General features: G+C 73.9%; 17 protein-coding genes. 3 read left to right on the forward strand and 14 right to left on the reverse strand.

The window, feature by feature from the left end:
• Nucleotides 1–2: 2 nt before the first annotated feature.
• Together ABZZ38_RS09905 and ABZZ38_RS09910 are read right to left on the reverse strand one after the other, a co-directional pair.
• Nucleotides 3–1,616, reverse strand: coding sequence for a peroxidase family protein (locus tag ABZZ38_RS09905; RefSeq protein ID WP_356737638.1), 1,614 nt, complete (start codon nucleotides 1,614–1,616; stop codon nucleotides 3–5).
• An 81-nt stretch (nucleotides 1,617–1,697) separates the two neighbouring features.
• Nucleotides 1,698–2,999: a cytochrome P450 gene (locus tag ABZZ38_RS09910; protein WP_356737640.1), complete on the reverse strand. Its 1,302-nt coding sequence runs from the start codon at nucleotides 2,997–2,999 to the stop codon at nucleotides 1,698–1,700.
• Nucleotides 3,000–3,434: 435 nt separating this feature from the next.
• Between ABZZ38_RS09910 and ABZZ38_RS09915 the strand changes: the two genes are divergently transcribed.
• Both ABZZ38_RS09915 and ABZZ38_RS09920 read left to right on the forward strand, forming a co-directional pair.
• Complete coding sequence (locus ABZZ38_RS09915) at nucleotides 3,435–4,442, forward strand: acyl-CoA desaturase (protein WP_356737642.1); 1,008 nt, start codon at nucleotides 3,435–3,437, stop codon at nucleotides 4,440–4,442.
• Between the two features lie 157 nt (nucleotides 4,443–4,599).
• Nucleotides 4,600–5,829 (forward strand): beta-ketoacyl-[acyl-carrier-protein] synthase family protein, encoded by a 1,230-nt coding sequence (locus ABZZ38_RS09920; protein ID WP_356737644.1) that lies wholly within the window; start codon nucleotides 4,600–4,602, stop codon nucleotides 5,827–5,829.
• A 69-nt stretch (nucleotides 5,830–5,898) separates the two neighbouring features.
• On the opposite strand, the gene ABZZ38_RS09925 is transcribed toward ABZZ38_RS09920, so the two are convergent.
• The 5 genes from ABZZ38_RS09925 to ABZZ38_RS09945 form a co-directional block, all read right to left on the reverse strand.
• A complete protein-coding gene (locus tag ABZZ38_RS09925) occupies nucleotides 5,899–6,177 on the reverse strand; it encodes a hypothetical protein (protein ID WP_356737646.1) in 279 nt (92 codons plus the stop codon).
• Between the two features lie 68 nt (nucleotides 6,178–6,245).
• Complete coding sequence (locus ABZZ38_RS09930) at nucleotides 6,246–8,513, reverse strand: hypothetical protein (RefSeq protein WP_356737648.1); 2,268 nt, start codon at nucleotides 8,511–8,513, stop codon at nucleotides 6,246–6,248.
• Nucleotides 8,514–8,638: 125 nt separating this feature from the next.
• Nucleotides 8,639–9,145 carry an O-acetyl-ADP-ribose deacetylase gene (locus ABZZ38_RS09935; RefSeq protein WP_356737650.1) on the reverse strand — a complete coding sequence of 169 codons (507 nt, stop codon included), beginning with the start codon at nucleotides 9,143–9,145 and terminating at the stop codon, nucleotides 8,639–8,641.
• Complete coding sequence (locus ABZZ38_RS09940; protein WP_356737652.1) at nucleotides 9,142–10,563, reverse strand: NAD(P)/FAD-dependent oxidoreductase; 1,422 nt, start codon at nucleotides 10,561–10,563, stop codon at nucleotides 9,142–9,144. Before ABZZ38_RS09940 ends, ABZZ38_RS09935 begins: the two co-directional genes overlap by 4 nt.
• 84 nt (nucleotides 10,564–10,647) lie before the next feature.
• The gene (locus ABZZ38_RS09945) at nucleotides 10,648–11,481 is read right to left on the reverse strand and encodes an inositol monophosphatase family protein (protein ID WP_356737654.1); all 834 of its coding nucleotides are present in this window, start codon (nucleotides 11,479–11,481) and stop codon (nucleotides 10,648–10,650) included.
• Nucleotides 11,482–11,635: 154 nt separating this feature from the next.
• Between ABZZ38_RS09945 and ABZZ38_RS09950 the strand changes: the two genes are divergently transcribed.
• On the forward strand, nucleotides 11,636–12,691 hold the full coding sequence (locus tag ABZZ38_RS09950; RefSeq protein ID WP_356737656.1) for a biotin/lipoate A/B protein ligase family protein: 1,056 nt from the start codon (nucleotides 11,636–11,638) through the stop codon (nucleotides 12,689–12,691).
• Nucleotides 12,692–12,701: 10 nt separating this feature from the next.
• Here ABZZ38_RS09950 and ABZZ38_RS09955 read toward each other — a convergent pair whose 3' ends face one another.
• The 7 genes from ABZZ38_RS09955 to ABZZ38_RS09985 form a co-directional block, all read right to left on the reverse strand.
• Nucleotides 12,702–14,111, reverse strand: a complete 1,410-nt coding sequence (locus ABZZ38_RS09955) for an amidase (protein WP_356737658.1) — start codon at nucleotides 14,109–14,111, stop codon at nucleotides 12,702–12,704.
• A 178-nt stretch (nucleotides 14,112–14,289) separates the two neighbouring features.
• A complete protein-coding gene (locus tag ABZZ38_RS09960) occupies nucleotides 14,290–15,291 on the reverse strand; it encodes a TIGR03842 family LLM class F420-dependent oxidoreductase (protein WP_356737660.1) in 1,002 nt (333 codons plus the stop codon).
• Nucleotides 15,292–15,302: 11 nt separating this feature from the next.
• Nucleotides 15,303–16,709 (reverse strand): dihydropyrimidinase, encoded by a 1,407-nt coding sequence (gene hydA, locus ABZZ38_RS09965; RefSeq protein ID WP_356737662.1) that lies wholly within the window; start codon nucleotides 16,707–16,709, stop codon nucleotides 15,303–15,305.
• Between the two features lie 155 nt (nucleotides 16,710–16,864).
• Nucleotides 16,865–18,145: an aspartate aminotransferase family protein gene (locus tag ABZZ38_RS09970; RefSeq protein WP_356737664.1), complete on the reverse strand. Its 1,281-nt coding sequence runs from the start codon at nucleotides 18,143–18,145 to the stop codon at nucleotides 16,865–16,867.
• Entirely contained in the window at nucleotides 18,145–18,987 is an 843-nt protein-coding gene (locus ABZZ38_RS09975; RefSeq protein WP_356737666.1) for a nitrilase-related carbon-nitrogen hydrolase, read from the reverse strand. Before ABZZ38_RS09975 ends, ABZZ38_RS09970 begins: the two co-directional genes overlap by 1 nt.
• Before the next feature lie 234 nt (nucleotides 18,988–19,221).
• Nucleotides 19,222–20,670 carry a hypothetical protein gene (locus ABZZ38_RS09980; protein ID WP_356737668.1) on the reverse strand — a complete coding sequence of 483 codons (1,449 nt, stop codon included), beginning with the start codon at nucleotides 20,668–20,670 and terminating at the stop codon, nucleotides 19,222–19,224.
• A gap of 691 nt (nucleotides 20,671–21,361) precedes the next feature.
• Nucleotides 21,362–21,628, reverse strand: coding sequence for a SpoIIE family protein phosphatase (locus ABZZ38_RS09985; protein WP_356737670.1), 267 nt, complete (start codon nucleotides 21,626–21,628; stop codon nucleotides 21,362–21,364).
• Nucleotides 21,629–21,828: the final 200 nt, after the last annotated feature.

Raw genomic sequence — 21,828 nt, forward strand, 5'->3', positions numbered from 1 at the left:
AGCTATGTGTGCTTGACGCCGAGGGACACCAGGTAACGCCCGTCGTCCTCCGGCTTGTTGCGGTGGACGAGGTCGGACAGCGAGCGGGTCCGGCGCAGGATGTCCAGCCCTTCGGGTGAGAACGTCTCCGGGGTGAACAGCCTCGGTGACAGCAGCGGGTTGGTGAGGGCCTCGGAGAACGAGTCGATGCCGATGACCCGGCCGAGGAGGTTGCCGAAGAGGCTGCCGTGCCGGGCGTCCTCGGCAAAGATGCCGACGTACAGGTCGAGCTCGTCCACGTCGGCGTACAGGTCGTGCAGCGCCTCGCGCACCACCGGGTCCCCGGAGATCTGGCGCAGGTCGGTGGCGCGCGGGAAGCCGAAGTGCTCGCGGTAGTCGTTGTAGGACGCCACCTGGAGCTCCCGGCTCACCGCGACGCTGCGGGTCTCGATGGGCAGCAGCAGAGGGTCGGTGTTGAACAGGCTCATCCGTCCCGCGGGCTGGCGGGAGAGGTCGTCGAAGAGCGGCCCCAGGCCGCGTTCCTCCACGATGCGGCCGTTGGCGAGCGTGTGGAGCAGCGGCACGTCCCGGCCCGCGATCCGGTAGGTGGAGGGGATGAGGCTGTGCCAGCGGTAGACCAGGCTGAACTCGATGGTCGACCAGTTCTCCCGGTGCCAGGGGGACTTGACGGTGCGCGTGGGGTCGAGGATGAAGCGGAAGTGGTAGGGGGTCAGGTGGTTGATGTACTCCTCCAGCACGAGCCGGATCGTCATCACCACCAGGATGTTGCGGGTGGTCTGGAAGACGCGCTCGTCGTCCCAGTCCGGGTGGGCGCGGGACAGCAGCCCGGCGATCCGGTTGTGCTCCCGCAGGAACAGCACGTTCACGAGCATCGGGCCGATGTGGGCGTGCGCCCGGTCGCCGCCGGTGGCGAACACGGTGTCGCGCAGCGGCTCGGGCACGTCGTCCCAGCGGACCGGTTCGAGCGCGCTGAACTCGGGCTTGATCCGTCCGTTCTCGCAGAGCAGCGGTGGGAACTCCCCGCCGTTGACGGTGCGGCTCTTCAGCCGTCCGCCCTCGAACTCCCGCAGGCAGGAGGTGACCTCCGCGTCGGCCCCGTACAGCTGCACCAGGTCGATGGTGTGGGGTGAGTCGGTGCGCCGCGGGTCGCCGCCCCGGCCGTGCCCGCGCAGGAACCCGTCCGTGAACCACTGGGCGAAGGCGGGCAGCAGCGCGGTCGAACGGGCGCAGGTCCCTCCGGCGCCGTCGCGGCGGAAGAGCTCGGCCGTCCGCTCGGGCGCGGGGCGCCCCGGGTGGGCGGCGGTGTCCGGGGGGAGGTGACGGCCTACGAAGGAGCGGTCCGTGAGGGAGATCCACGAGGTGTACGGCGCCATCGTGCTCAGCGGGTTGGGGCGCGGGGGCGCCTTGAGGATGGCCCGGTCGGTCAGTACGGCGTTGGCCTTGCGATACAGCCACCGGTTTCCCTGCACCGCCCGCCACAAGGGCGCGTAGTGGGTGAGGACGTGTGCCTCGACGCGGTTGCGCAGCCCGTCCCGGGACGGGTCGCGGCCGTTGCGGGTGGACGGGTCGCGGCCGTCGTCGGTCACGGAGGCCGTCCGGCGGGAGGTGGTGGTCATCTGTGTGCCTGCTCTCTGCTCGGCCCCCCGGGCGGCCGGTGGGGTCTGCGTGTCCGGCCCCCCCCCGTGTCTCCGGAGGGCTCAGGAGAGGGGTGCGGTGCCCGTCGTCACGGTGTAGTGCTGCGGATACGGGGTGCCCGCGTAGTCCATGGCCCCCTCGGGCCCCGGCAGGGGCCTGACGCCGGGGCGCAGCAGCACCCGTCGCACCATCTCGGGGACGATCGCGCGGGCCGGGTACTTGCCGACGCAGTCATGGGCCCCGTGGCCGAGCACCAGGTTGTGCACGGGTGTCCGGTCGGGGCGGAAGGCGTACGGGTCGTCGACAGCCGTCTCGTCGAACATCGCCGACGCCATGTGCGCGTGGACGACGGTCCCCGCGGCGAGCGGGGTCTCGCGCGGTGTCCCGGCGGCCAGAACGTGGTCGCGGACGCAGAGCCTCGGCGTCGACGGCACGAAGGGGTGGAAGCGCAGGGCCTCCCAGACGTAGCCGTCGAAGGCCGCGGTGTCGTCGCCGCCGGCCAGCCGCTCCGCCTCGGCCAGCGCGTCGGGGCGGGCGGCGAGTTCCTTCAGCGCCGTCGCCGCGCACTGGGTGGCGTTCTGCTGATAACCGATCAGGTAACCGACGAGCTGGTGGTTGATCCGCTCCTCGTCCAGTTCGGGGCCGGTGCCCGGTGGCAGGACGGTGCGCAGCATCCGGTCGAGTACGTCCCGGGGCGTCCCGTCGGCGGTGCCCGTCCCGGCGCGGCGCCGGTGGATGACGCCGGCGACCAGGTCGTGCAGCTCCTTGCCGGCCGCCACGCCGGAGGCGTGCACCTCGGGGTTCCTGTCCGGGTTGACGAAGACGGCCCACTGCACCCGCTGGGAGAGGGTGTGGAGCGTCTCCTCGGGGACGTCCGTGAAGCCGAGGTACTCGCTCGCGACCCGCGCGGCGACCGGGGCCGCGTACTCCTGGATGTAGTCGAAGGTCGTGCGGCCCTCGGCGCGCGCCGCCCTGTCCGCCCGGTCGAGGGCGTGGTCGGCGAGGCGGGCGGTGAGCCTGCGGACCGGAGCGAAGTCCTCGGCGGGCAGCATCAGCTGGGCGTGGGCGCGGTCGTGCCAGTGGAAATCGGCGCCGTCCCGGGCGAGCATGAACGGCCCGTGCAGCGCCTCCTCCAGCGTCGGTCCGTACACGCCGACGGTGAACACGTCGGGCGTGGACAGCACCTCCACCACATCGGGCATCCGGGTGACGAAGACGCCGACGGGGGTGGCGAACACGGGCCGGCGTGCGCGCAGTTCGCGCAGGAGGGCGGGTCCTTCGGTCTTCATGCGCTGTCGCAGCAGGCCGACGCGGAGCGCGGCGTCGGTCTGCGGGATCGCGTCGTACTCCGCGAGAAAGTCCATGGGGCCCACCAGACGTGGCAGGGCGACGCGGAAAAGCGGTCGCCGGCGGATTCCCTCCCATTACGGCACGCGGGTGCGGCGCCCGCACGCCGGTCGCGGCGGGGGTGTGAATGATCCGCCCGGCACACGGGCCCCGCCGCGCGCCGCCGTCCCCCCGCGGGGGTGACCGCCCAGCATGGGGCCGCCGGGGACCGGCCCCGGCAGGGACAGGAGGGCGCACAGCATGCTTCGACGAGGCGAACCACCGGTGATGCCCCCGGCGCCGGGGGCGCCCGCGCCGGGGAGCGGGGTCCTCACGCGCGGCGGCCCGGCGCGGGCCGTGAGGCGGGCCTCCCGCCCGGGCGGGAGCACGGGCGGGAGCACGGGTGGGCGACCGGGCAGGCGACCGGGCAGGCGACCGGGCGGGCGATCGGGCGGGCGATCGGGGGCGCCGCGATGACGGCCGCATCTTCGGCGGACCCCTCGGGTGGCACCGTGCGGGTGACGGGCGCGGAGTACACGGGCTACCTGGTGGGCATCATCATCCTGCCGTTCGTGCTGCTCGCCGCCGCCCTGCCGGTCGCCTGGGAGTGGGGCGCCGGGCCGCTCGACGTGGCGCTCGGGCTGGGCATGTACGCGGTGTCGATCGCGGGTATCTCGACGGGCTACCACCGTCACTTCACGCACCAGTCCTTCAAGGCGAAGCGGCCGCTGCGCGTCGCGCTCGCGCTGGCCGGCGGCATGGCGATGGAAGGGCCGGTCGCGCTCTGGGTCGCCGAGCACCGCCGCCACCACCAGTTCTCGGACCGGGAGGGCGACCCGCATTCGCCGTGGGCCTTCGGCACCGGCCGCCGGGCGCTCCTGCGGGGGCTGTGGCACGCGCAGATCGGCTGGTTCGCGCGGCGGCGGCGGGCGGACATGGCGCACTACGCGCCCGACATCCTGCGCGATCCCGACATCAGCCGTCTGGACCGCTGGTACTGGCTCACCGTGGCCGTGTCGCTCGCGCTGCCGCCGCTCGTCGGGGGCCTGTGGACGATGTCGTGGCACGGCGCCGCCACCGCCTTCTTCTGGGGCAGCCTCGTCCGTTATGCCGTCGTCCACCACGTCACCTGGTCGGTCAACTCCGTCGCCCACGCGTTCGGCCGGCAGCACTACCGGAGCCGGGACCAGTCACGCGACGTGGGCTGGGTGGCGCTGCTGACGTTCGGCGAGGGCTGGCACAACCTGCACCACGCCGACCCGACCAGCGCCCGGCACGGTGCGCTGCGCGGCCAGTTCGACGCGACGGCCACGCTCATCCGGCTCTTCGAGCGCCTGGGGTGGGCCCATGACGTCCGCTGGCCGGACCGGGACCGGCTCGCCGCCCGGCTCCTGGCACCGGACGCGGCAGACGCGACGGAGGGCACCGTCGCGCGTGACGCCGGTCCCGCCAGGACCGGCGGTGATCACACGGCGGGGTGAATGCCGTGCCCGCCCGGTGTGTCGCGGCGATCGGGTGGCGCCGCGGCGGGCGGACGTGGTGAAAGGTGAGGTCCGTCCGGTCACCGCGCCGCGCCCACCCGCCCCGGACGGAGGGCGTGGACGCGGTCCTGTCTTCCCGCCTGACGGAGGTTGCCCGTTGGACCCCAGTACGCGCGACGCGGCCGTCACCGGCATCGGGCTCCTGTCACCGGCGGGGGCGTGTCTCGACTCCTCCTGGGCGACGATGCTCCGCGGTACGTCGGTGGCGCGCCCCGACCCGGTCCTCCAGGGACTGCGGACCGACTTCTCCTGCGCGGTCCCGGACTTCTCGGTCCGCGCGCTGCTCGGCCACGCGGTGTCGCGGCGCCTCGATCCGTACGCCCAGATGGCGGTGGTCGCCGCGCGCCAGGCGGTGCGCGACGCCGGTCTGGACCCGGCGCGGTGGCGCAGTGAACGCGTCGCGGTCGTCCTGGGCGTGGGCAGCAACAGCCTGCACTCCTACGAGGAGCCCTTCCGGCTCCTCCACGACAACCGCAGCGACCGCGTCTCGCCGTACCAGATCACCCGCAGCGTGCCGAGCATGGCCGCCGCGGAGGTGGCGCTCGACCTCGGGGCGCACGGCGTCAACTTCACCACCAGCAGCGCCTGTGCCTCCGGGGCGACCGCCATCGGGACGGCGCTGGACCTGCTGCGGGCCGGACGCTGCGACATCGCGCTGGCGGGCGGGAGCGAGTCCGCCCGCAGCCGGATGACGACCACGTGTTTCGGCCAGATGCGGGCCATGTCCTCGCGGCGTTCGGACCCGGCCGCGGCGTCCCGGCCCTTCGACACCGAACGGGACGGCTTCGTCCCCGGTGAGGGCGCCGCCGTGCTGGTGCTGGAGCGCGCCGAGGACGCCCACCGGCGCAGCGCCGGGGTACGCGGCTACCTGGCGGGCTACGGGGCGAGCGCCGACGCCCACCACCCCGCCGCTCCCCATCCGGAGGGCCGTGGCGCTCAGGCGGCGGTGCTGGCCGCGCTGGACGACGCCGGCTGTTCGGCGGCGGACATCGACCACGTCAACGCGCACGCCACCTCGACCCCGCTCAACGACACCACCGAGGCCCGGCTGCTGCGCCGGCTGTTCCCGCACGAGCCGGCGGTCACCGCCAACAAGAGCGTCATCGGTCACGCGCTCGGCGCCGCGGGCGCCATCGAGGCGGCGCTGACGGTGCTGACCCTCCAGCACCGTACGATCCCGCCGACGGCCAACCTGCGAGCCCAGGAGAGCGGCGCGGAGCTGGACGTCGTCATCGGGCGGCCCCGCCCGGCCCGGATGGGAACGGCGCTGAGCACGTCGTTCGGGTTCGGCGGCCAGAACACGGCACTCGTCCTGCGCGCGCCCTGACCCGCGCCGTATCGTCCCCGGTCCTCGCGACGCCGTACGGGACGCGGGGGCCCGCGCGTTCGTCGGCCGTCAGTCGGCCGTCAGCCGGGTGCCGGCGGCGCCCGCCGCACGGTCCGTGTGCCTGCCGAGGACGGACGCGGCTCCCCGCAGGTCCTCGGCGGCGGTGCGGCAGCTCTCCGCCTGCCGGCGCAGGGAAGGCACGCACCAGTCGGGCACATCGGGCCGCTCCTCCAGCCTGGCCGCCTGCTCCTCCAGCCGACGCGCTGCTCCGGCGAGTACGTCCACCTCGGCGCGCAGCCGGTCCTCGAGCGAGAACAGCTCCTCGTCGCGCACGGCGTCCATGGTCATGCGGTCTCCTCGTCTCGTGGCGCTCCCGGCCTTCTCGGCCGCTTCTTCGGGTCCGGCGGGGGTCGGGGTCAGCGGGGCAGGGGAGCCCCGGCGCCGCGCCGGGCCTGGTGCACCGGTGAGCTCAGGACGAACAGGGGCCGCGCGCCGTCCAGCCCGAGCGCCCGGATCTGCCGCAGCAGCGGGTGTTCGTCCGCCGCCGGGCCGGGGGCGCAGCGCAGGCGCAGCCGGGGCGCCGCGTGGAACCGCTGGCGGCCCGCGCAGTGCACCAGGGTGCGCAGGGTCGCGTCGGCCGTGCGGCCGTAGAGGACGGAGTCGACTCGCGGCGCCGTCACGTACGGGCCGAGGTCGCCGCTGAAGTCGAGAAGCGGGCCCGGTTCGGCGAGGCCGGGGCCGGTCGGCCCCGCTTCGGTCGCGGCGGGTTCGTCGCGAGCCGGTTCGGTCAGGAGGGGTTCGGTCAGGGTGGCGCGGAGCCGGTTGGCCGTCAGCCGGACGTCCAGGAGGGCCCTTCGGGCCGGCTGGCCCCACAGCTCGCGGCTGACCGCCTCGGCCTCCGGAGTGGTGACGGCCAGGGCCGTGACCTGGCGCCCGGCCCGGCGGGTGTCCGCCCGGCGCAGCAGGTCGCGCACCACGTCGTACGGCCGGGGCCGCCACAGGTCGTTCACCAGGACCGCGAGGCTCATCTCGTTGTAGGCGCCGAGGCTCACGCAGCGGTGTTCGTACACGGAGAGCGCGACCAGGACGCGCCGCCCGAACCGGGTCGGGGTCATCCAGGAGGCGTCGGACAGCAAGGGGGCCGCCGCGGTGGGTGCCACGGCGAAGAAGGCGACGACGGCCGTCGAGTCGTAGTACCGCACCGGGACCTCGGCCGGTCCGGCGGTGGTGGCCACGGGGGTGACCGGCACCGCCATCAGGGGGTAGCCCTGCGGCGGGTTGGCCCGGTCCTTGAGCTGGTAGACCTGCGAGCGCACCACCTGTCCCCGGTAGGGCGTCAGCGCGTCGTCGATGTCGCGCCGCGCCTCGGGCAGGTCGGCCTCCAGGTTGTCGATGTACGTCCCCAGGGAGTGGCACAGCGGGAAGTCGTGGCTGGCGTCGATGTAGTCGACCTCGTACCAGTCCGGGTGCGGGGTGAACACCGTGCCCGAGCCCGCGCCCCTGCCGTCCAGCGTGGGAACGAGGTCGTGCTGGTTGGTGACGCTGGCCACCCAGGTGCGGGGGTCGGCGGGCCTCTTGTTGTCGATGGGCGAGCCCACCGCGACCACGTGGGTGACGCGGAACCGGCGGCAGAACTCGCTGTTCTGCGCGAGGTTCATCAGGGCGATGCCGCCCTCGCTGTGACCGATCATCGCCAGGTCGGCCCCTTCGGGCAGCCCGTACTCGTCGATGGCCAGCAGGATGCCGCGCGTGTACGGGGACTCGGGGTCGAACAGGTTGCTCCACGCGCCGACGAAGTCCTGCGGGGAGTCGTTGCGCGGCTTTCCGGGGGCCATGCCGGGGGCCTGGAGGACGTGCCGGAGCACGCCGTCCGGCCCGCGCACGTCCTGGATGAGGATGCGGCCGTCGGTGCGGAGCAGGTCGATGTTGTGGAGGAAGCCCATGAGCGAGCCCCGCTCGGCGAGCGACCGGCGGTCTTCCTCGTCCAGGGTGACGGGGACGGCGGCGCCCTCGCCGTCGTCGAAGGCGGCGAGGTGGCGCGCCGAGATCCCGAACCACGGATCGGCGTGCAGCGCCTCACCGGTCGCGATCTGCCAGCCGACCTCGTCGTTCAGGGGGTTCTCGTCGAGCAGCGCCCGGATGGCCGACAGTTCGGCGAAGAGGGGCGCCAGCGTGGACATGGCCCGCTCGGCGCCCTTGTCCTTGAGCAGCGCGCGCAGGGCGCGCAGCGCGTCCACGTCGCGGTCGGCGGCCACGGCGTCCATCAGCCGCCGCATGCCCGCGTCCCGGCCCAGTTCCGGGTGTTCCGTCAGCACCGCGGCGGCACGCAGCCGCAGCGAGGTCACGGCGACCCGGTTCGCCAGGCTCTCCCGCCCGCAGATCTCGCCGGCCTGACCCATGCGGCCGAGGGCGCCCCCCGCCGCGCCCACCGCGAAGCCGAGACCGGTGTCGCGGGTCAGGGCGCGTACCAGCGCCCACTGGGCGGCCATCCCGCTGCGGGGGTGGCGCACGCTGGAGCGCGCCAGCCGCGGCGAGGTGAGTACGGCCGCGGCCCGGGTGGAGGCGCCGAGGACGTCCCGTGCGCTGCGGGACACCTCCAGGGCCACTTCCCGCAACAATTGCGCGGTGCCGGCTCCGCCGTGCCCGTCGGGGTGCGCGGCACCGGCATGGTGCTGGGACGCCATGGGGGGCCTCGCAAACCTGAACCGGGCCGACCCGCTCGGCCCTCCCTACGACGATGGTCGGGGCTCCGGGCCGCCACCGCATCCGGGAGCGGCCGTTCGCCCCGTACGGAACGGGTCCGCGGCGGTCACCGTATGTGCGCGGCGAACGCCTCGTACGCCCGCTCGTCGAAGAGGACGAACCTGACCTCCTCGACGGCCGTCCCCGTCGCCCGTACGGTCCGGACCGCGATGCGGGCGGCGTCGTCCATGGGCCAGTGGTAGACGCCGGTCGAGATGGCGGGGAAGGCGACCGTGCGGGCACCCAGTTCGTCGGCGACGCGCAGGGACTCGCGGTAGCAGGAGGCCAGCAGGTCCGAGCGGTCCTCCTCGGCGCTGTGCACCGGGCCGACGGTGTGGATGACCCAGCGGGCGTGCAGGCGGCCCGCGGTGGTGGCGACGGCCCGGCCGGTGGGAAGGCCGCGGCCGTAGTGGGAGGCACGCAGCGCGCGGCACTCGGCGAGGATTTCCGGACCACCGCGCCGGTGTATCGCGCCGTCGACGCCTCCGCCGCCCAGCAGGGAGGAGTTCGCGGCGTTGACGATGGCGTCGGCGTGCTGCTCGGTGATGTCGCCGCGGACGAGGGTGAGCCTCATCGCCGGTTCCCCCGCAGGTGGCGCCAGACGGCCTTGGCGGCGTTGTGTCCCGACATGCCGTGGACGCCGGGGCCGGGTGGTGTGGCGGAGGAGCAGAGGAACACGGCGGGGTGGGGCGTGTGGTACGGGAAGAGGGACAGGCGGGGGCGCAGCAGCAGTTGGAGGCCGCCGGCGGCGCCGCAGGCGATGTCGCCGCCGACGTAGTTGGCGTTGCGGGCGGCCAGTTCGGGCGGGCCGGCGGTGGCACGGGCGAGGACGAGGTCGCGGAAGCCGGGGGCGAAACGCTCGATCTGACGCTCGATCGCCTCGGTGAGGTCGCCGCGCCAGGCGTGCGGCACATGGCCGTACGCCCAGAAGACGTGCTTGCCCTCGGGTGCCCGGGACGGGTCGACGAGGCTGGGCTGGGCGGTGATGAGGAAGGGGGTGCGGGGGGCCGTGCCGCCGGCGGCCTGGCGGAGGGCGGTGTCGATCTCCCGGGAGCTGGGCCCGACCTGGATGGTGCCGGCGCGGCGGGGCTCGGTCGCGGTCCAGGGGACGGGGCCGTCCAGCGCGTAGTCGATCTTGAAGACGGAGGCGCCGTAGCGGTAACCGTCGTAGAACCGGCCGAATCCGGCGATGCGCGCCAGGGCGGTCGGGGAGGTGTCGAAGACGTACGCGCGGGCGGGCGGCAGGTCGTCGAGGCGCTTGACCTCGTAGCCGGTGTGGACGGTGCCGCCGAGGTCCCGCACGTACGCGCAGAGGGCGTCCGAGATGGACTGGGAGCCGCCGCGCGGGAGGGGCCAGCCGCCGGCGTGTGCGGCGAGGGCGAAGACGAGCCCGACCGCACCGGTGGCGAGGCCGTTGAGCGGTGCGATGACGTGGGCGACCAGTCCGGCGAAGAGGGCGCGGGCCCGGTCGTCGCGGAACCGGCGCATCAGCCAGGTGGAGGGCGGCAGGCCGTCGATGCCGAAGCGGGCGAGGGTGAGGGGGTCGCGCGGGAGGGCGGTGAGGGGCAGCGACATGAAGTCGCGGGCGAGGGTGTCCCACTTGTCGAGGTACGGCGCGACGAGCCGCCGGTACGCGCCGGCGTCCCGGGGGCCGAAGGAGGCGGCGGTCTCGGCGACGGAGCGGGAGAGCACGGCCGCCGAGCCGTCGTCGAAGGGGTGTGCCATGGGCAGTTCGGGGTGCAGCCACTCCAGCCCGTAGCGGTCCAGGGGCAGGGCCTTGAACGCGGGCGAGCCGACGCCCAGCGGGTGCACGGCGGAGCACGGGTCGTGCCGGAAGCCGGGCAGCGTGAGCTCCTCGGTCCTGGCGCCGCCGCCGACGGTGTCGAGGGCCTCGAAGACGGCGACGGAGAAGCCGCGGCGGGCCAGTTCGGCGGCGGCGGTCAGTCCGTTGGGCCCCGCCCCCACGACGACGGCATCGAGCATCGACGTCACCTTCGGACTCCTTCGTCAGCCGATGGCCACAAGGGCTCAAGGATATGCGGCGCCGCGGCCTTCCCGGGCCGCGAGTGCCGGTCTTTACCGGGCGGTCAGCAGGGTGCGGATACGGTCGGCCGTGGCCCGGTCGCGGGCGGCGGTGAACGGCAGGGCGTTGCCGCCCGTGACGCGGAACGGCTCACCCGTCAGCGTGGCGTGGGCGCCGCCCGCCTCCTCGACCAGCAGCAGGCCCGCCGCGTGGTCCCAGGCGTACTCCCAGGAGAAGGCGATCGCGTCGGTGTCACCGCGGGCCACGTCCAGGTACGCCAGGCCCGCCGAGCCGCACGGGCGGGCGTGGACGCGGTCGGTCCCCAGGCCCAGCAGGGCGGCCTTCTGCTCCGGGCTGGTGTAGTCGGGATGGGACATCAGGACCTCCAGCACCGCGCCGGGCGCGGGAGACCCCGCCCGGATCACCGCGCCGTTCACCCGGGCGCCCCGTCCGCGCACCGCGACGGCCATCTCGTCCAGCGCCGGGGCGAACGTCCAGCCCGCCAGGAGCTCGCCGCGCCACGCGAGCGCGACCAGCGTGCAGAAGCCGGGCTCGCCGCGCACGAACTGCCGGGTGCCGTCGACCGGGTCGACGATCCACACGGGGGCGTCGCCCTGGAGCGCGTCGTACACCGCCGGGTCGGCGTGGACGGCTTCCTCACCGACCACCACGGAGCCGGGCAGCAGCGCGGTGAGCGACGCGGTGAGGTGGGCCTCGGCGGACCGGTCGGCGATCGTCACCAGGTCGTGCGGGCCGCTCTTCTCGACGATGTCGTGCGCGGCGAGCTGCCGCCATCGCGGCATGACCTCCACCGCGGCCGCGGCGCGCACCGCCGCCTCGACCTCGGAGGACAGGGAACCGGATCCGTCGAGCAGTCCATCGATCATGCCTCCAGCCAACCACACCCCTCCGACATCGCGGTCGCCCGGGCGTGGAGGCCGCCCTGCCGAAGGGGGCCTGGAGCGTCGGCCGGGTGGCGGGCCGGGCCGGATCGTACGCTGAAGGACGGCCGGTCCGGCCCCGGACGGGAGAGGTGTGGGCGTGCACGGTGAGTACAAGGTCCCCGGCGGGAAGCTGGTCGTGGTCGACCTCGACGCGGAGGACGGTGTCCTGCGGCACGTGCGCGTGGCCGGGGATTTCTTCCTGGAGCCCGACGAGGCGCTGGGCGCGATCGACCAGGCGCTGGAGGGTGCGCCCGCCGACACGGACGCGTCGGGGCTCGCCGCGCGGATCGACGCGGCGCTGCCGCCCGGGACGCAGATGTTCGGGCTGACGACGGAGGGCATCGGGGTCGCCGTGCGGCGGGCCCTGGCGCACGCCACGGACTGGACGGACTACGACTGGCAGCTCGTCCACGACGGGCCGCAGCCGCCGGCCCTGCACATGGCGCTGGACGAGGTGCTCACCGCCGAGGTCGCGGCGGGGCGCCGCCCGCCGACGCTGCGGGTGTGGGAGTGGGGCGCTCCGGCGGTCGTGATCGGCAGCTTCCAGTCGCTGCGCAACGAGGTCGACGCTCAGGCCGCCGAACGGCACGGCGTCACCGTGGTACGCAGGATCAGCGGGGGCGGCGCGATGTTCATCGAGCCGGGCAACACCATCACGTACTCCCTGTCCGTACCGGACGCCCTCGTGCAGGGCCTGTCCTTCAGCGACAGCTACGCCTATCTCGACGACTGGGTGCTGGGCGCGCTCGGCGACATGGGCATCAAGGCGTGGTACCAGCCGCTCAACGACATCGCCACGGACGCGGGCAAGATCGCGGGCGCGGCGCAGAAGCGGGTCGTGGGCGGGGACGGCGCGGTGCTGCACCACGTGACGATGGCGTACGACATCGACGCGGAGAAGATGACGGAGGTGCTGCGCATCGGCCGGGAGAAGCTCTCCGACAAGGGCACGCGGAGCGCGAGGAAGCGGGTGGACCCGTTGCGCCGGCAGACGGGCCTGCCGCGCGCCACGGTCATCGAGAAGATGATCGGTTCGTTCCGTGAACGGTACGGCCTGTCCGAGGGTACGGTCACGGACGAGGAGATGGCACGCGCGCGTGATCTGGCGTGGACGAAGTTCTCCTCCCCGGAGTGGACCGCGCGCGTGCCCTGACGGGGTGGGGTCACCGCACGGCGGTGGCGGGCGGGGTGACGAGGTGCCACTTCCGGTCGTCCTCCAGTTGGGCGGCGAGCGAGATGAGGAGTTCCTCGCTGCCGGCGGGGCCCAGGAGCTGGGCGCCGACGGGGAGCCCGTCCGCGGTGAACCCGGCGGGGACGTTCACGCCGGGCCAGCCCAGGACGTTCCAGGGCCAGGCGTACGGGCAGGCCGCGGCCATCGTCAGGTCGGTGCGCCAGGCCGACAGGCCGTCGAACGCGCCGATGCGGGGCGGCGGCGCCGCGGTGGTGGGGGCGAGGAGGACGTCGTACGTGTCGAAGAGGGCGCCGATCCTGCGGTGCTGGTGGGCCTCGCGGGCCCGGGCGGCGCGCAGCGCACGGCCGCCGAGGCGCCGGCCGGTGCGGGTGGCACCGCGGGTGCGCGGGTCCAGCAGCGTGGAGTCGGGGTGCCGGTCGGCGTAGGCGGCGATGCCCGCGGTGGCGCGCGGCAGGAAGCCGAGCCCGATGAGGCCGTAGCGCGGGCGGGCCTCCTCGACGGTGTGACCGAGGCGGCCGAGCGCCTCCGCGAGGTCGGTGACCGCCCGTCGTATGCCGGGGTGGAGCGGGTTGCGGGTGGCGGTGAACGCGGAGCGCCACGCGAGGGCGATACGGAGGCGGCCGGGCTCGCGGCGGGCGGCGGCGGAGGCGTCGATGGGGGCGGGGTGGTACGGCTCGTCGGGGTGGGCGCCGGAGACGGCGTCGAGCAGGAGGGCGGCGTCGGCGACGGTGCGGGCGAGGGGGCCGTTCACGGTCAGGCCCTCGAAGCAGTCGGTGTACGGGTGGACGGAGACGCGTCCGCGCTGCGGTTTGATGCCGACGAGGTGGGTCCAGGCGGCGGGGATGCGGATGGACCCGGCGCCGTCGGAGCCGAGGGCGGCGGAGACGAGCCCGGCGGCCACGGCCGCTGCCGAGCCGCCGGACGAGCCGCCGGGGGTGTGGTCGGTGTTCCACGGGTTGCGGGTGGCGCCGAAGGCGGGGCCTTCGGTGAAGGCCCACTGGCCGAGCTCACAGGAGTTGGTCTTGCCGACGATGACGGCGCCGGCGGCGCGCAGCCGGCGCACGGCCTCCCCGTCGGAGGTGGCCGGCGGGATGTCGCCGGCGCAGCCGAAGCGGGTGGGCAGACCGGCCACGTCGGTGTCGTCCTTGACGGCGACCGGGACGCCGAGCAGCGGCAGCCGCTCCCCCGCCGCGAGCCTGCGGTCGGCGTCCTCGGCCTCGGCGAGGGCGGCCTCGGCGCGTACGCAGCGGAAGGCGTTGACGGTGGCCCGGCCGGCTTCGATCCGGTCGAGGGAGGCCTGGACCAGGGCGACGGAAGTTATCTGACCCTCCGTCAGAGCCCGTGCGTGGTCGGCGAGTCCGGCTATGGCGTCGGCAGACATGGGCGGAGCCTACTGGACGGTAAGGAACTGTGTCAGCGGTCCGTTCCGCCCTTCAGGCCGGCCGGTCCGGGTCGGCCGGTCCGGGTCGGCCGGTCCCGGTCGGCCGGTCCCGGTCGGCCGGACCCTCTCCCCGGGGGCGGAACGAGGCCGTGCGGGGCGTGGGGCTCCCGGGAGACGGTCAGGAGTTCAGCGCGGGGATGATCTCGGAGCCGTACGCGTCGATCGTCGCCTCCTTCGCGTCGTGCATGTCGTACACCGCGAACTGGTCGACGCCCAGGTCACGGAGCGTCCTCAGCTTCTCGATGTGGGCGGTGGGCGGCCCCAGCAGACAGAAGCGGTCGACGATCTCGTCGGGGACGAAGTCGGTGGACGGGTTCCCGGCGCGGCCGTGGTGGCTGTAGTCGTACCCCTGGCGCTGCTTGATGTACGAGGTCAGGGCCTCGGGCACCAGCCCGGAGTGCTCGCCGTACCGGCCCACCAGGTCCGCGACGTGGTTGCCGACCATGCCGCCGAACCACCGGCACTGGGCCCGGGCGTGGTCCAGGTCGTCGCCGACGTACGCGGGCGCGGCGACGCAGACCGTGATCGAGGCCGGGTCGCGGCCCGCCTCCTCGGCGGCCTGCCGGACCGACTTGATCATCCACTCGGTGAGGAACGGGTCGGCGAGCTGGAGGATGAAGCCGTCCGCCTTCCGGCCCGCGAGCGCGAGCGCCTTCGGCCCGTAGGCCGCCATCCACACCGGCAGCCTGCCGTTCCCGGCCCAGGGGATGCGGACGGGTTCGCCGTCGACGACTGCCTCGCGGCCCTCCGCGAGATCACGGATGACGTCGATGGCCTCGCCGAGCCGGGCGAGGGTGTTGGGCTTGCGGCCGGCGACCCGCATCGCGGAGTCACCGCGGCCGATGCCGCACACGGTGCGGTTGCCGAACATGTCGTTGAGGGTGGCGAACGTGGAGGCGGTGACCTCCCAGGTCCGGGTCCCCGGATTGGTGACCATGGGACCCACGGTCAGTTTCCTGGTGTGTTCGAGGATCTGGCTGTAGATGACGAAGGGCTCCTGCCACAGCACGGCGGAGTCGAAGGTCCAGCCGTAGCGGAAGCCGTTGCGCTCCGCGCGCCGCATGAGCCCGACGACCGCCGAGGCGGGCGGATCGGTTTGCAGGACGAGTCCGAAGTCCACGGGCGGGCCTCCTAGTTCAGGTACTGGCAGGTGGAGCGTGGTGTGTAGAGGCCGTGCCCCGCCCGGCCGGTGAAGGCGCGCCGGTCGATGACGACCTCCCCGCGTGACAGGACGGTCTCCACCTGCCCGGTGACCCTCCTCCCCTCGTACGCCGAGTAGTCGACGTTCATGTGGTGGGTCTCCACGGACAGCGTCTGCTCCGCGTGCGGGTCGTAGATGACGACGTCGGCGTCGGCGCCGGGAGCGATGGTGCCCTTCTTGGGGTACAGGCCGAGCATCCGCGCCGGGGTCGCGCAGGCGATCTCGATCCACCGGCGGCGGCTGATGTGACCGTCGACGACACCCTGGTGGAGCAGGTCCATGCGGTTCTCGATGCCCGGCAGTCCGTTGGGAATCCTGGAGAAGTCACCGCGGCCCAGCTCCTTCTGACCGGCGAAGCAGAACGGGCAGTGGTCGGTGGAGACGACCTGGAGGTCGTTGGTGCGCAGGGCCCGCCAGAGTGCCGCCTGGTGTTCGCGCGGCCTGAGCGGCGTACTGCACACGTACTTCGCGCCTTCGAAGCCGGGCTCGGCGAGGTTGTCGGTGGAGAGGAAGAGGTACTGCGGGCAGGTCTCGCCGAAGACGTCGAGGCCCTTGTCGCGGGCGGCGGTGATCTCGGCGACGGCCTCCTCGGCGGAGACGTGCACGACGTACAGCGGTGCGCCCGCGACGCGGGCGAGCTGGATGGCGCGGTGGGTCGCCTCCGCCTCCAGCAGCGCCTTGCGGACCTCGCCGTGGAAGCGGGGATCGGTCTCACCGCGGGCCAGGGCCTGCTCGATGAGGACGTCGATGGCGATGCCGTTCTCGGCGTGCATCATGATCAGCCCGCCGTTGACGGAGGCGCGCTGCATGGCGCGCAGGATCCGGCCGTCGTCGCTGTAGAGGACGCCGGGGTAGGCCATGAAGAGCTTGAAGGAGGTGACGCCCTCCTCCACCAGCAGGTCCATCTCCTTGAGCGAATGGTCGTTCACATCGGAGACGATCATGTGGAAGGCGTAGTCGATGGCGCATCTGCCGTCGGCCTTGGCGTGCCAGGCGTCCAGCCCCTCCCGCAGTCCGTGGCCGACCGTCTGGACGGCGAAGTCGACGATGGTGGTCGTTCCGCCCCAGGCGGCGGCGCGGGTGCCGCTCTCGAAGTCGTCGGACGAGAAGGTCCCGCCGAAGGGGAAGTCGAGATGGGTGTGGGCGTCCACGCCACCCGGGATGACGTACTTGCCGGTCGCGTCGATCGTCCGGTCGGCGGTCCAGGACTGGGCGACGGCGGTGCCGTGGGCGGCGAGGGCGGCGATGCGGCCGTCCTCGATCAGGATGTCGGCGTGCGTCTCGTCGGCTGCGGTGATGACGAGGCCGTTGCGGATGAGGGTGCGGACGGTGCTCACGGGGCGAGCCCCCTTCGGCTGCTTCGGCGGCATGGGCGGTGGCGCGGACGCGGCGCCGGTGCGGACTGCGGCGGGCGGGCGGGCGCCGACGCCGGCTCCGGCGCGGTGGTGGCGTCGGCGCGGGCGGCGGCGCCGGTCGCATGGCGTCGGCGCGGTCAGAGGGAGCGCAGGGCCCCTTCGAGGATGGCCGCGCCCTCCTCCGCCTCGGCCACGGTCAGGGACAGGGGCGGGGCGATGCGCAGGGCACTCGTGTGGTGTCCGCCGCCCTTCCCGATGAGCAGGCCGGCCTCGCGGGCCGCTTCGAGGACCGCTGCCGCCGCCTCCGGGTGGGCCTCGTCCGTACCGGGCTTCACCAGCTCGACGCCGATCATCAGCCCGCGCCCGCGTACTTCCCGTACCAGCGCGCTGCTCGCCCCGATGGCGCGCAGCCGCTCGATGAGCAGGCCGCCGACGCGCCGGGCGTTGCCCTGGAGGTCGTGTTCCAGGAGGTAGGAGAGGTTGGCGAGACCGGCCGCCATGGTGATGGGTGAACCGCCGAAGGTGGAGATGGAGTTGGCGTTCAGACTGTTCATCACCTCGGCGCGGGCGACGACCCCGCCGATGGACATGCCGTTGCCGATGCCCTTGGCGAAGGTGAGGATGTCGGGCGGGCCGCTCCGCGCGTGCGCCTGCCAGCCCCAGAAGTGGTCGCCGGTGCGGCCCCAGCCGGTCTGTACCTCGTCGGCGATCCACAGGACCCCGTGGCGGGCGAGGACCTCGCGGAACGCGGCGTACAGCCCGTCGGGTGGGGAGGTGAATCCGCCGACGCCCTGGATCGGTTCGGCGATCAGCGCGGCGGCGTCGCCGGTGTGCCCGAGCAGGTCCTCCAGGTCCGCGACGCACGCGGTGATGAAATCCGCGTCGCTCAGGTGGGCGTAAGGGCCCCGGGTGCGGACGCCGCCGTGGACGTACAGCGTCTGCAGCGGGGAGAGGGTGGTCGGCGACCAGGCGCGGTTGCCGGTGACGGAGACGGTCGAGAAGGAGCGGCCGTGGTAGCTGTTGCGCATCGCCAGGATCTGGTTGGAGCGGCGGTACGCGGTGGCCAGGAGCAGGGCGGTGTCGTTCGCCTCCGTGCCGGAGGTGGTGAAGAAGACGCGCGCGTCGGGGATGCCGGAGAGGTGGGCGACGCGCTCGGCGAGCTCCACCATGGGGCGGTTGAGGTAGAGGGTGGAGGAGTGGATGATCCGTCCGGCCTGCTCGGTCACGGCCTTGGTGACCTCGGGGAGGGCGTGGGCGGTCATGGTGGTGAGGATGCCGCCGAAGAAGTCGAGGTAGCGCTTGCCGCTCGCGTCCCACACGTGGCGGCCCTCGCCGTGGGTGATCTCGATGGGGTCCCGGTAGTAGAGGGCGACCCAGTCGGGGACGACGGCCTTGTGGCGCGCGTACAGATCGCTCATCACGGTTTCACCAACCCGTCGTACGCGTCGGGGCGGCGGTCCCGGTAGAACGCCCATGTCTGTCGTACGTCGTCGATGAGGCGGAAGTCGAGGTCGCGGACGATCAGCTCCTCCTCCTTGTCGGAGGCGGGGTCGCCGACGAACCGGCCGCGCGGGTCGACGAAGTAGCTGGTGCCGTAGAAGTCGTTGTCGCCGTACTCCTCCTGACCGACCCGGTTGATCGCGGCGACGTAGTACAGGTTGGCGACGGCGGCGGCGGGCTGCTCCAGCTGCCAGAGGTGGGCGGACAGGCCCCGGTGGGTGGCGGAGGGGTTGTACACCAGCTGGGCGCCGTTCAGGCCGAGTTGGCGCCAGCCTTCGGGGAAGTGGCGGTCGTAGCAGATGTAGACGCCCACCCGGCCGACGGCGGTGTCGAAGACCGGCCAGCCGAGGTTGCCGGGCCTGAAGTAGTACTTCTCCCAGAACCCTTCGACCTGGGGGATGTGGTGTTTGCGGTACTTGCCGAGGTAGGAGCCGTCGGCGTCGATGACGGCGGCGGTGTTGTAGTGGAAGCCGGGCCCCTCCGTCTCGAAGACGGGGACGACGATCACCATGCCGGTCTCGCGGGCGAGGTCCCGCATGCGGCGGACGGTCGGGCCGTCCGGTACGGGCTCGGCCCAGCGGTAGTGCTCCGGGTCCTGGACCTGGCAGAAGTACGGGGCGTTGAACACCTCTTGGAACCCGATGACCTTGGCACCCTGCCGGGCCGCCTCGCGGGCGTGCTCCTCGTGCTTGGCGATCATGGATTCGGTGTCGCCGGTCCAGGTGGCCTGAACGAGGGCGGCGCGCACGACGTGGGACATGAGCTGCTCCTTCGGCACGGCGTCAGAGAGCCTCTACGCACGTAGACGCGGTGCGTAGAAAGCGAACGTAAGCCTCGTCACATCGCGGAGCAAGACCGCCGCCGTGAACCGACGGAGTCGATCATGTTTCGTACCCGAGTGGTCGACACCGTCCGGATTCCGGGCTCACTCGGGCATGGGCCCGGGCAGGTGCCGCGGCCGACCCCGGGGCGCTCCGGGCGGGCTGCGGGCGCCTCAGGCGCCGGTGAACCCGGCGACGCGCAGCGCGTGGACGAGGTGGCGTTCGTGCGAGGGGACCTCGCGGGCCGCGGTGAGGAGCCGGGGCACCAGGCGGTGCGGGGCGTACGCGGCGAGCCGGGCGGCGTCCTCGGCCGTACGGGACCGTACGAAGGCGTCGAGCAGCGCCCAAGCGTGCGCGTCCCGGCCACCCTCGTCGAGCGCCAGCACGGCGGCGGCCGTCTCGCCGATGGGACGGGCCACCCCCTGCCGCAGCAGCTGCCGTGCGTCCTGGTCGCGGCCGGCCGCGACGAGCTCATGGGCGACGGTGACGAAGTGCTCGGGCGCCAGGGACGCCGTCTCCCACAGGAGGGTGGCCCAGTCGGCCGCGAGGCCGGCGCGTTCGAGCTCGTCGGCGAGCACCGGCAGCCAGGGGGCGGGCCGGGCGGCGGCCTCGCAGAGCAGGACGTGCGCCTCGCCACCGCGGCCCTCCGCCCGCAGCCCGGTGAGCGCGCCGACGGTGCGACGGGCGTCCTCGCGGGCCGCCCGCCGGGCCGCCTCGTGTACGGCGCGGCGCTCCTCCTCGGCCCGCTCGGACCGCTCGGCCCGCTCGGCCCGCTCGGGCTGCGCCTCGTCGCCGGCCGGGGCGCCGCCGAACCGGGCCCCTCGCGGTACGGCGGCGGCGACGGGCAGGTCGGGTACGGCGACGGCCTCGCCCCACGCCGCCGCCCCGGCCGCCCCGTCCTCGCCCGTCGCCCCGTCCTCCTCGGGCGCCCCGTCCTCCTCGGGCGCGTCGAGCCACGCGTACCGCGCGCCCCGGGGCCGCTTCCTGGCCGCCGTGCCGCCGGTCCGGTTCCAGGGCCACCGCCCGCCCGCCGTGCCCGGTTGCCGGGCCTCGGGAGCCGGGTCCCGCGGGGCCTCGGACGCCGGGGCCGCACCGGGCGCCGTTTCGGTGTGCTCCGGGGGGAGTGCCGCGAGCCGGGTACGGAGTTCATCGGTGCGGGCCGCCGCGCGGGCGTGGTCGTCGCGCACCCAGGCCAGGTCGTGGGCGAGCCGTTCCGCCTCCGGGGAGCCCTCCACCGTCACGGACAGCCGGGCCACCAGCTCCTCACCGCGCCGCGCCGCGTGTGCCCGCTCCCGCAGCATCAGCTCCAGCCGGCCACGCAGCGCCTCACGGGCGCCCGGTCGCCGGTCGTGGGCGGCGATCGCGGCGGCGTGGAGTCGCCGCGCGCGTACCGTCTCCGACCACGCCTCCTCGGCACCCCACGCGGTCGTGAGGTCCTGGAGGAGCGCTTCCACCACGTCCCAGGGCGGGACCTCCGCCCCCTCGAAGCAGGCCCGCATGCCGACGGGATCGCGCTGCCAGAAGACGCCGTACCAGCCGCCACCCCGGTCGAGCCGTTCCGCCAGACCGTTCAGGTAGCGCGCGAACGTGCTGTTCTCCGACGGATGTTGATGCGGCGTCATCGTTGCCCCTGCCCCACGGCCCACTGGAACCCTCCGGTCCGGAGGCATTCGACCTCAGCCGTGTTACAGCGGGGCTACGGGAGTTTTTCAGCCTGTCGTCTTCACGCCACGCGGCGTGGGCGCGCGGGGCCCGCGGGTAGATCCCCGTCATGCCGCCCTGCCGTATTCCACCGGACCGGGCCTGGAGGTCACCAAGGCCGGCCACACCGTCGGCCGTCAACTCGGCGCGTCCGGCACGGTGATGCTCGCCGGGTTCGAGGCGGGCTGGGTGGAGTCCCCTATGAACAACCTCGACTGCGGCGACAAGGACTCCCTGGGGGTCTTCCAGCAGCGCCCCGGCCAGGGCTGGGGAACCCCGGAGCAGATCAGGGACGTCGCGTACGCGGCCGGGATGTTCTTCCGCCACGCGGTGCGGGCCGAGCGGCGCTGCCCGGACCTCACGGCGGGCGGGTTGACGCAGGCGGTGCAGCGCTCGGCCCGCCCCGACCGGTACGACGAGGCCGAGGGGACGGCGCGGGAGCTGCTGGAGGAGGCGCGTCGTGCGGTCGGCGACGCGCGCGAGTGCGCCGGCGAGTACGGAGGGGGCGCCGGGCGCCTGCCGGGGGCGATCGTTCCGCGCGCCCCCACCGGACCCGGACGGCCGGCCCACCCGCTGCGGGCCCGGACGCGGGTCAGGGGCGCCGGCCCGACCTCAGGCTCGGACGGCCGAGCGTTCGACCACGAGCAGCGCCGCGTCGTCCTCCAGGTCGCCCGCCGCGTGGCGCAAGAGGTCGGCGCGCAAGCCGTTGACCAGGTCGTCGAGAGGCTCCCGGCTCCGGGCGCTGGCGCGGTCGGCCAGGTCGTAGAAGCGGCCGGAGCGGTCGCGGGTCTCCAGGAAGCCGTCCGTGCAGAGCAGGATCCGGTCACCTTCGCCGAAGGCGACCACCTGCGCGACCGGGTCGGCGGCCAGCCCCTCCAAAGGGGACCAAAGGTACGTACAGCGCGGGGCGAACGTCCCGGTCCCGGGTGTGCCGCATGCCTTGACGGGTCCGTCGAGCCCTCACATACTGGCGGCCAAATCGATTTGGCCTCCTCGCTCCGCCCCCGTCCGGGCCCGATCGCGGCCGAAGCCGGAACGAGCCGAACGGAGCTCGAACGTGTCCAGTCCCCGCCCCACGT

The sequence above is a fragment of the Streptomyces sp. NPDC006368 genome (assembly GCF_040612535.1).
In the GTDB taxonomy this organism is placed as follows: domain Bacteria; phylum Actinomycetota; class Actinomycetes; order Streptomycetales; family Streptomycetaceae; genus Streptomyces.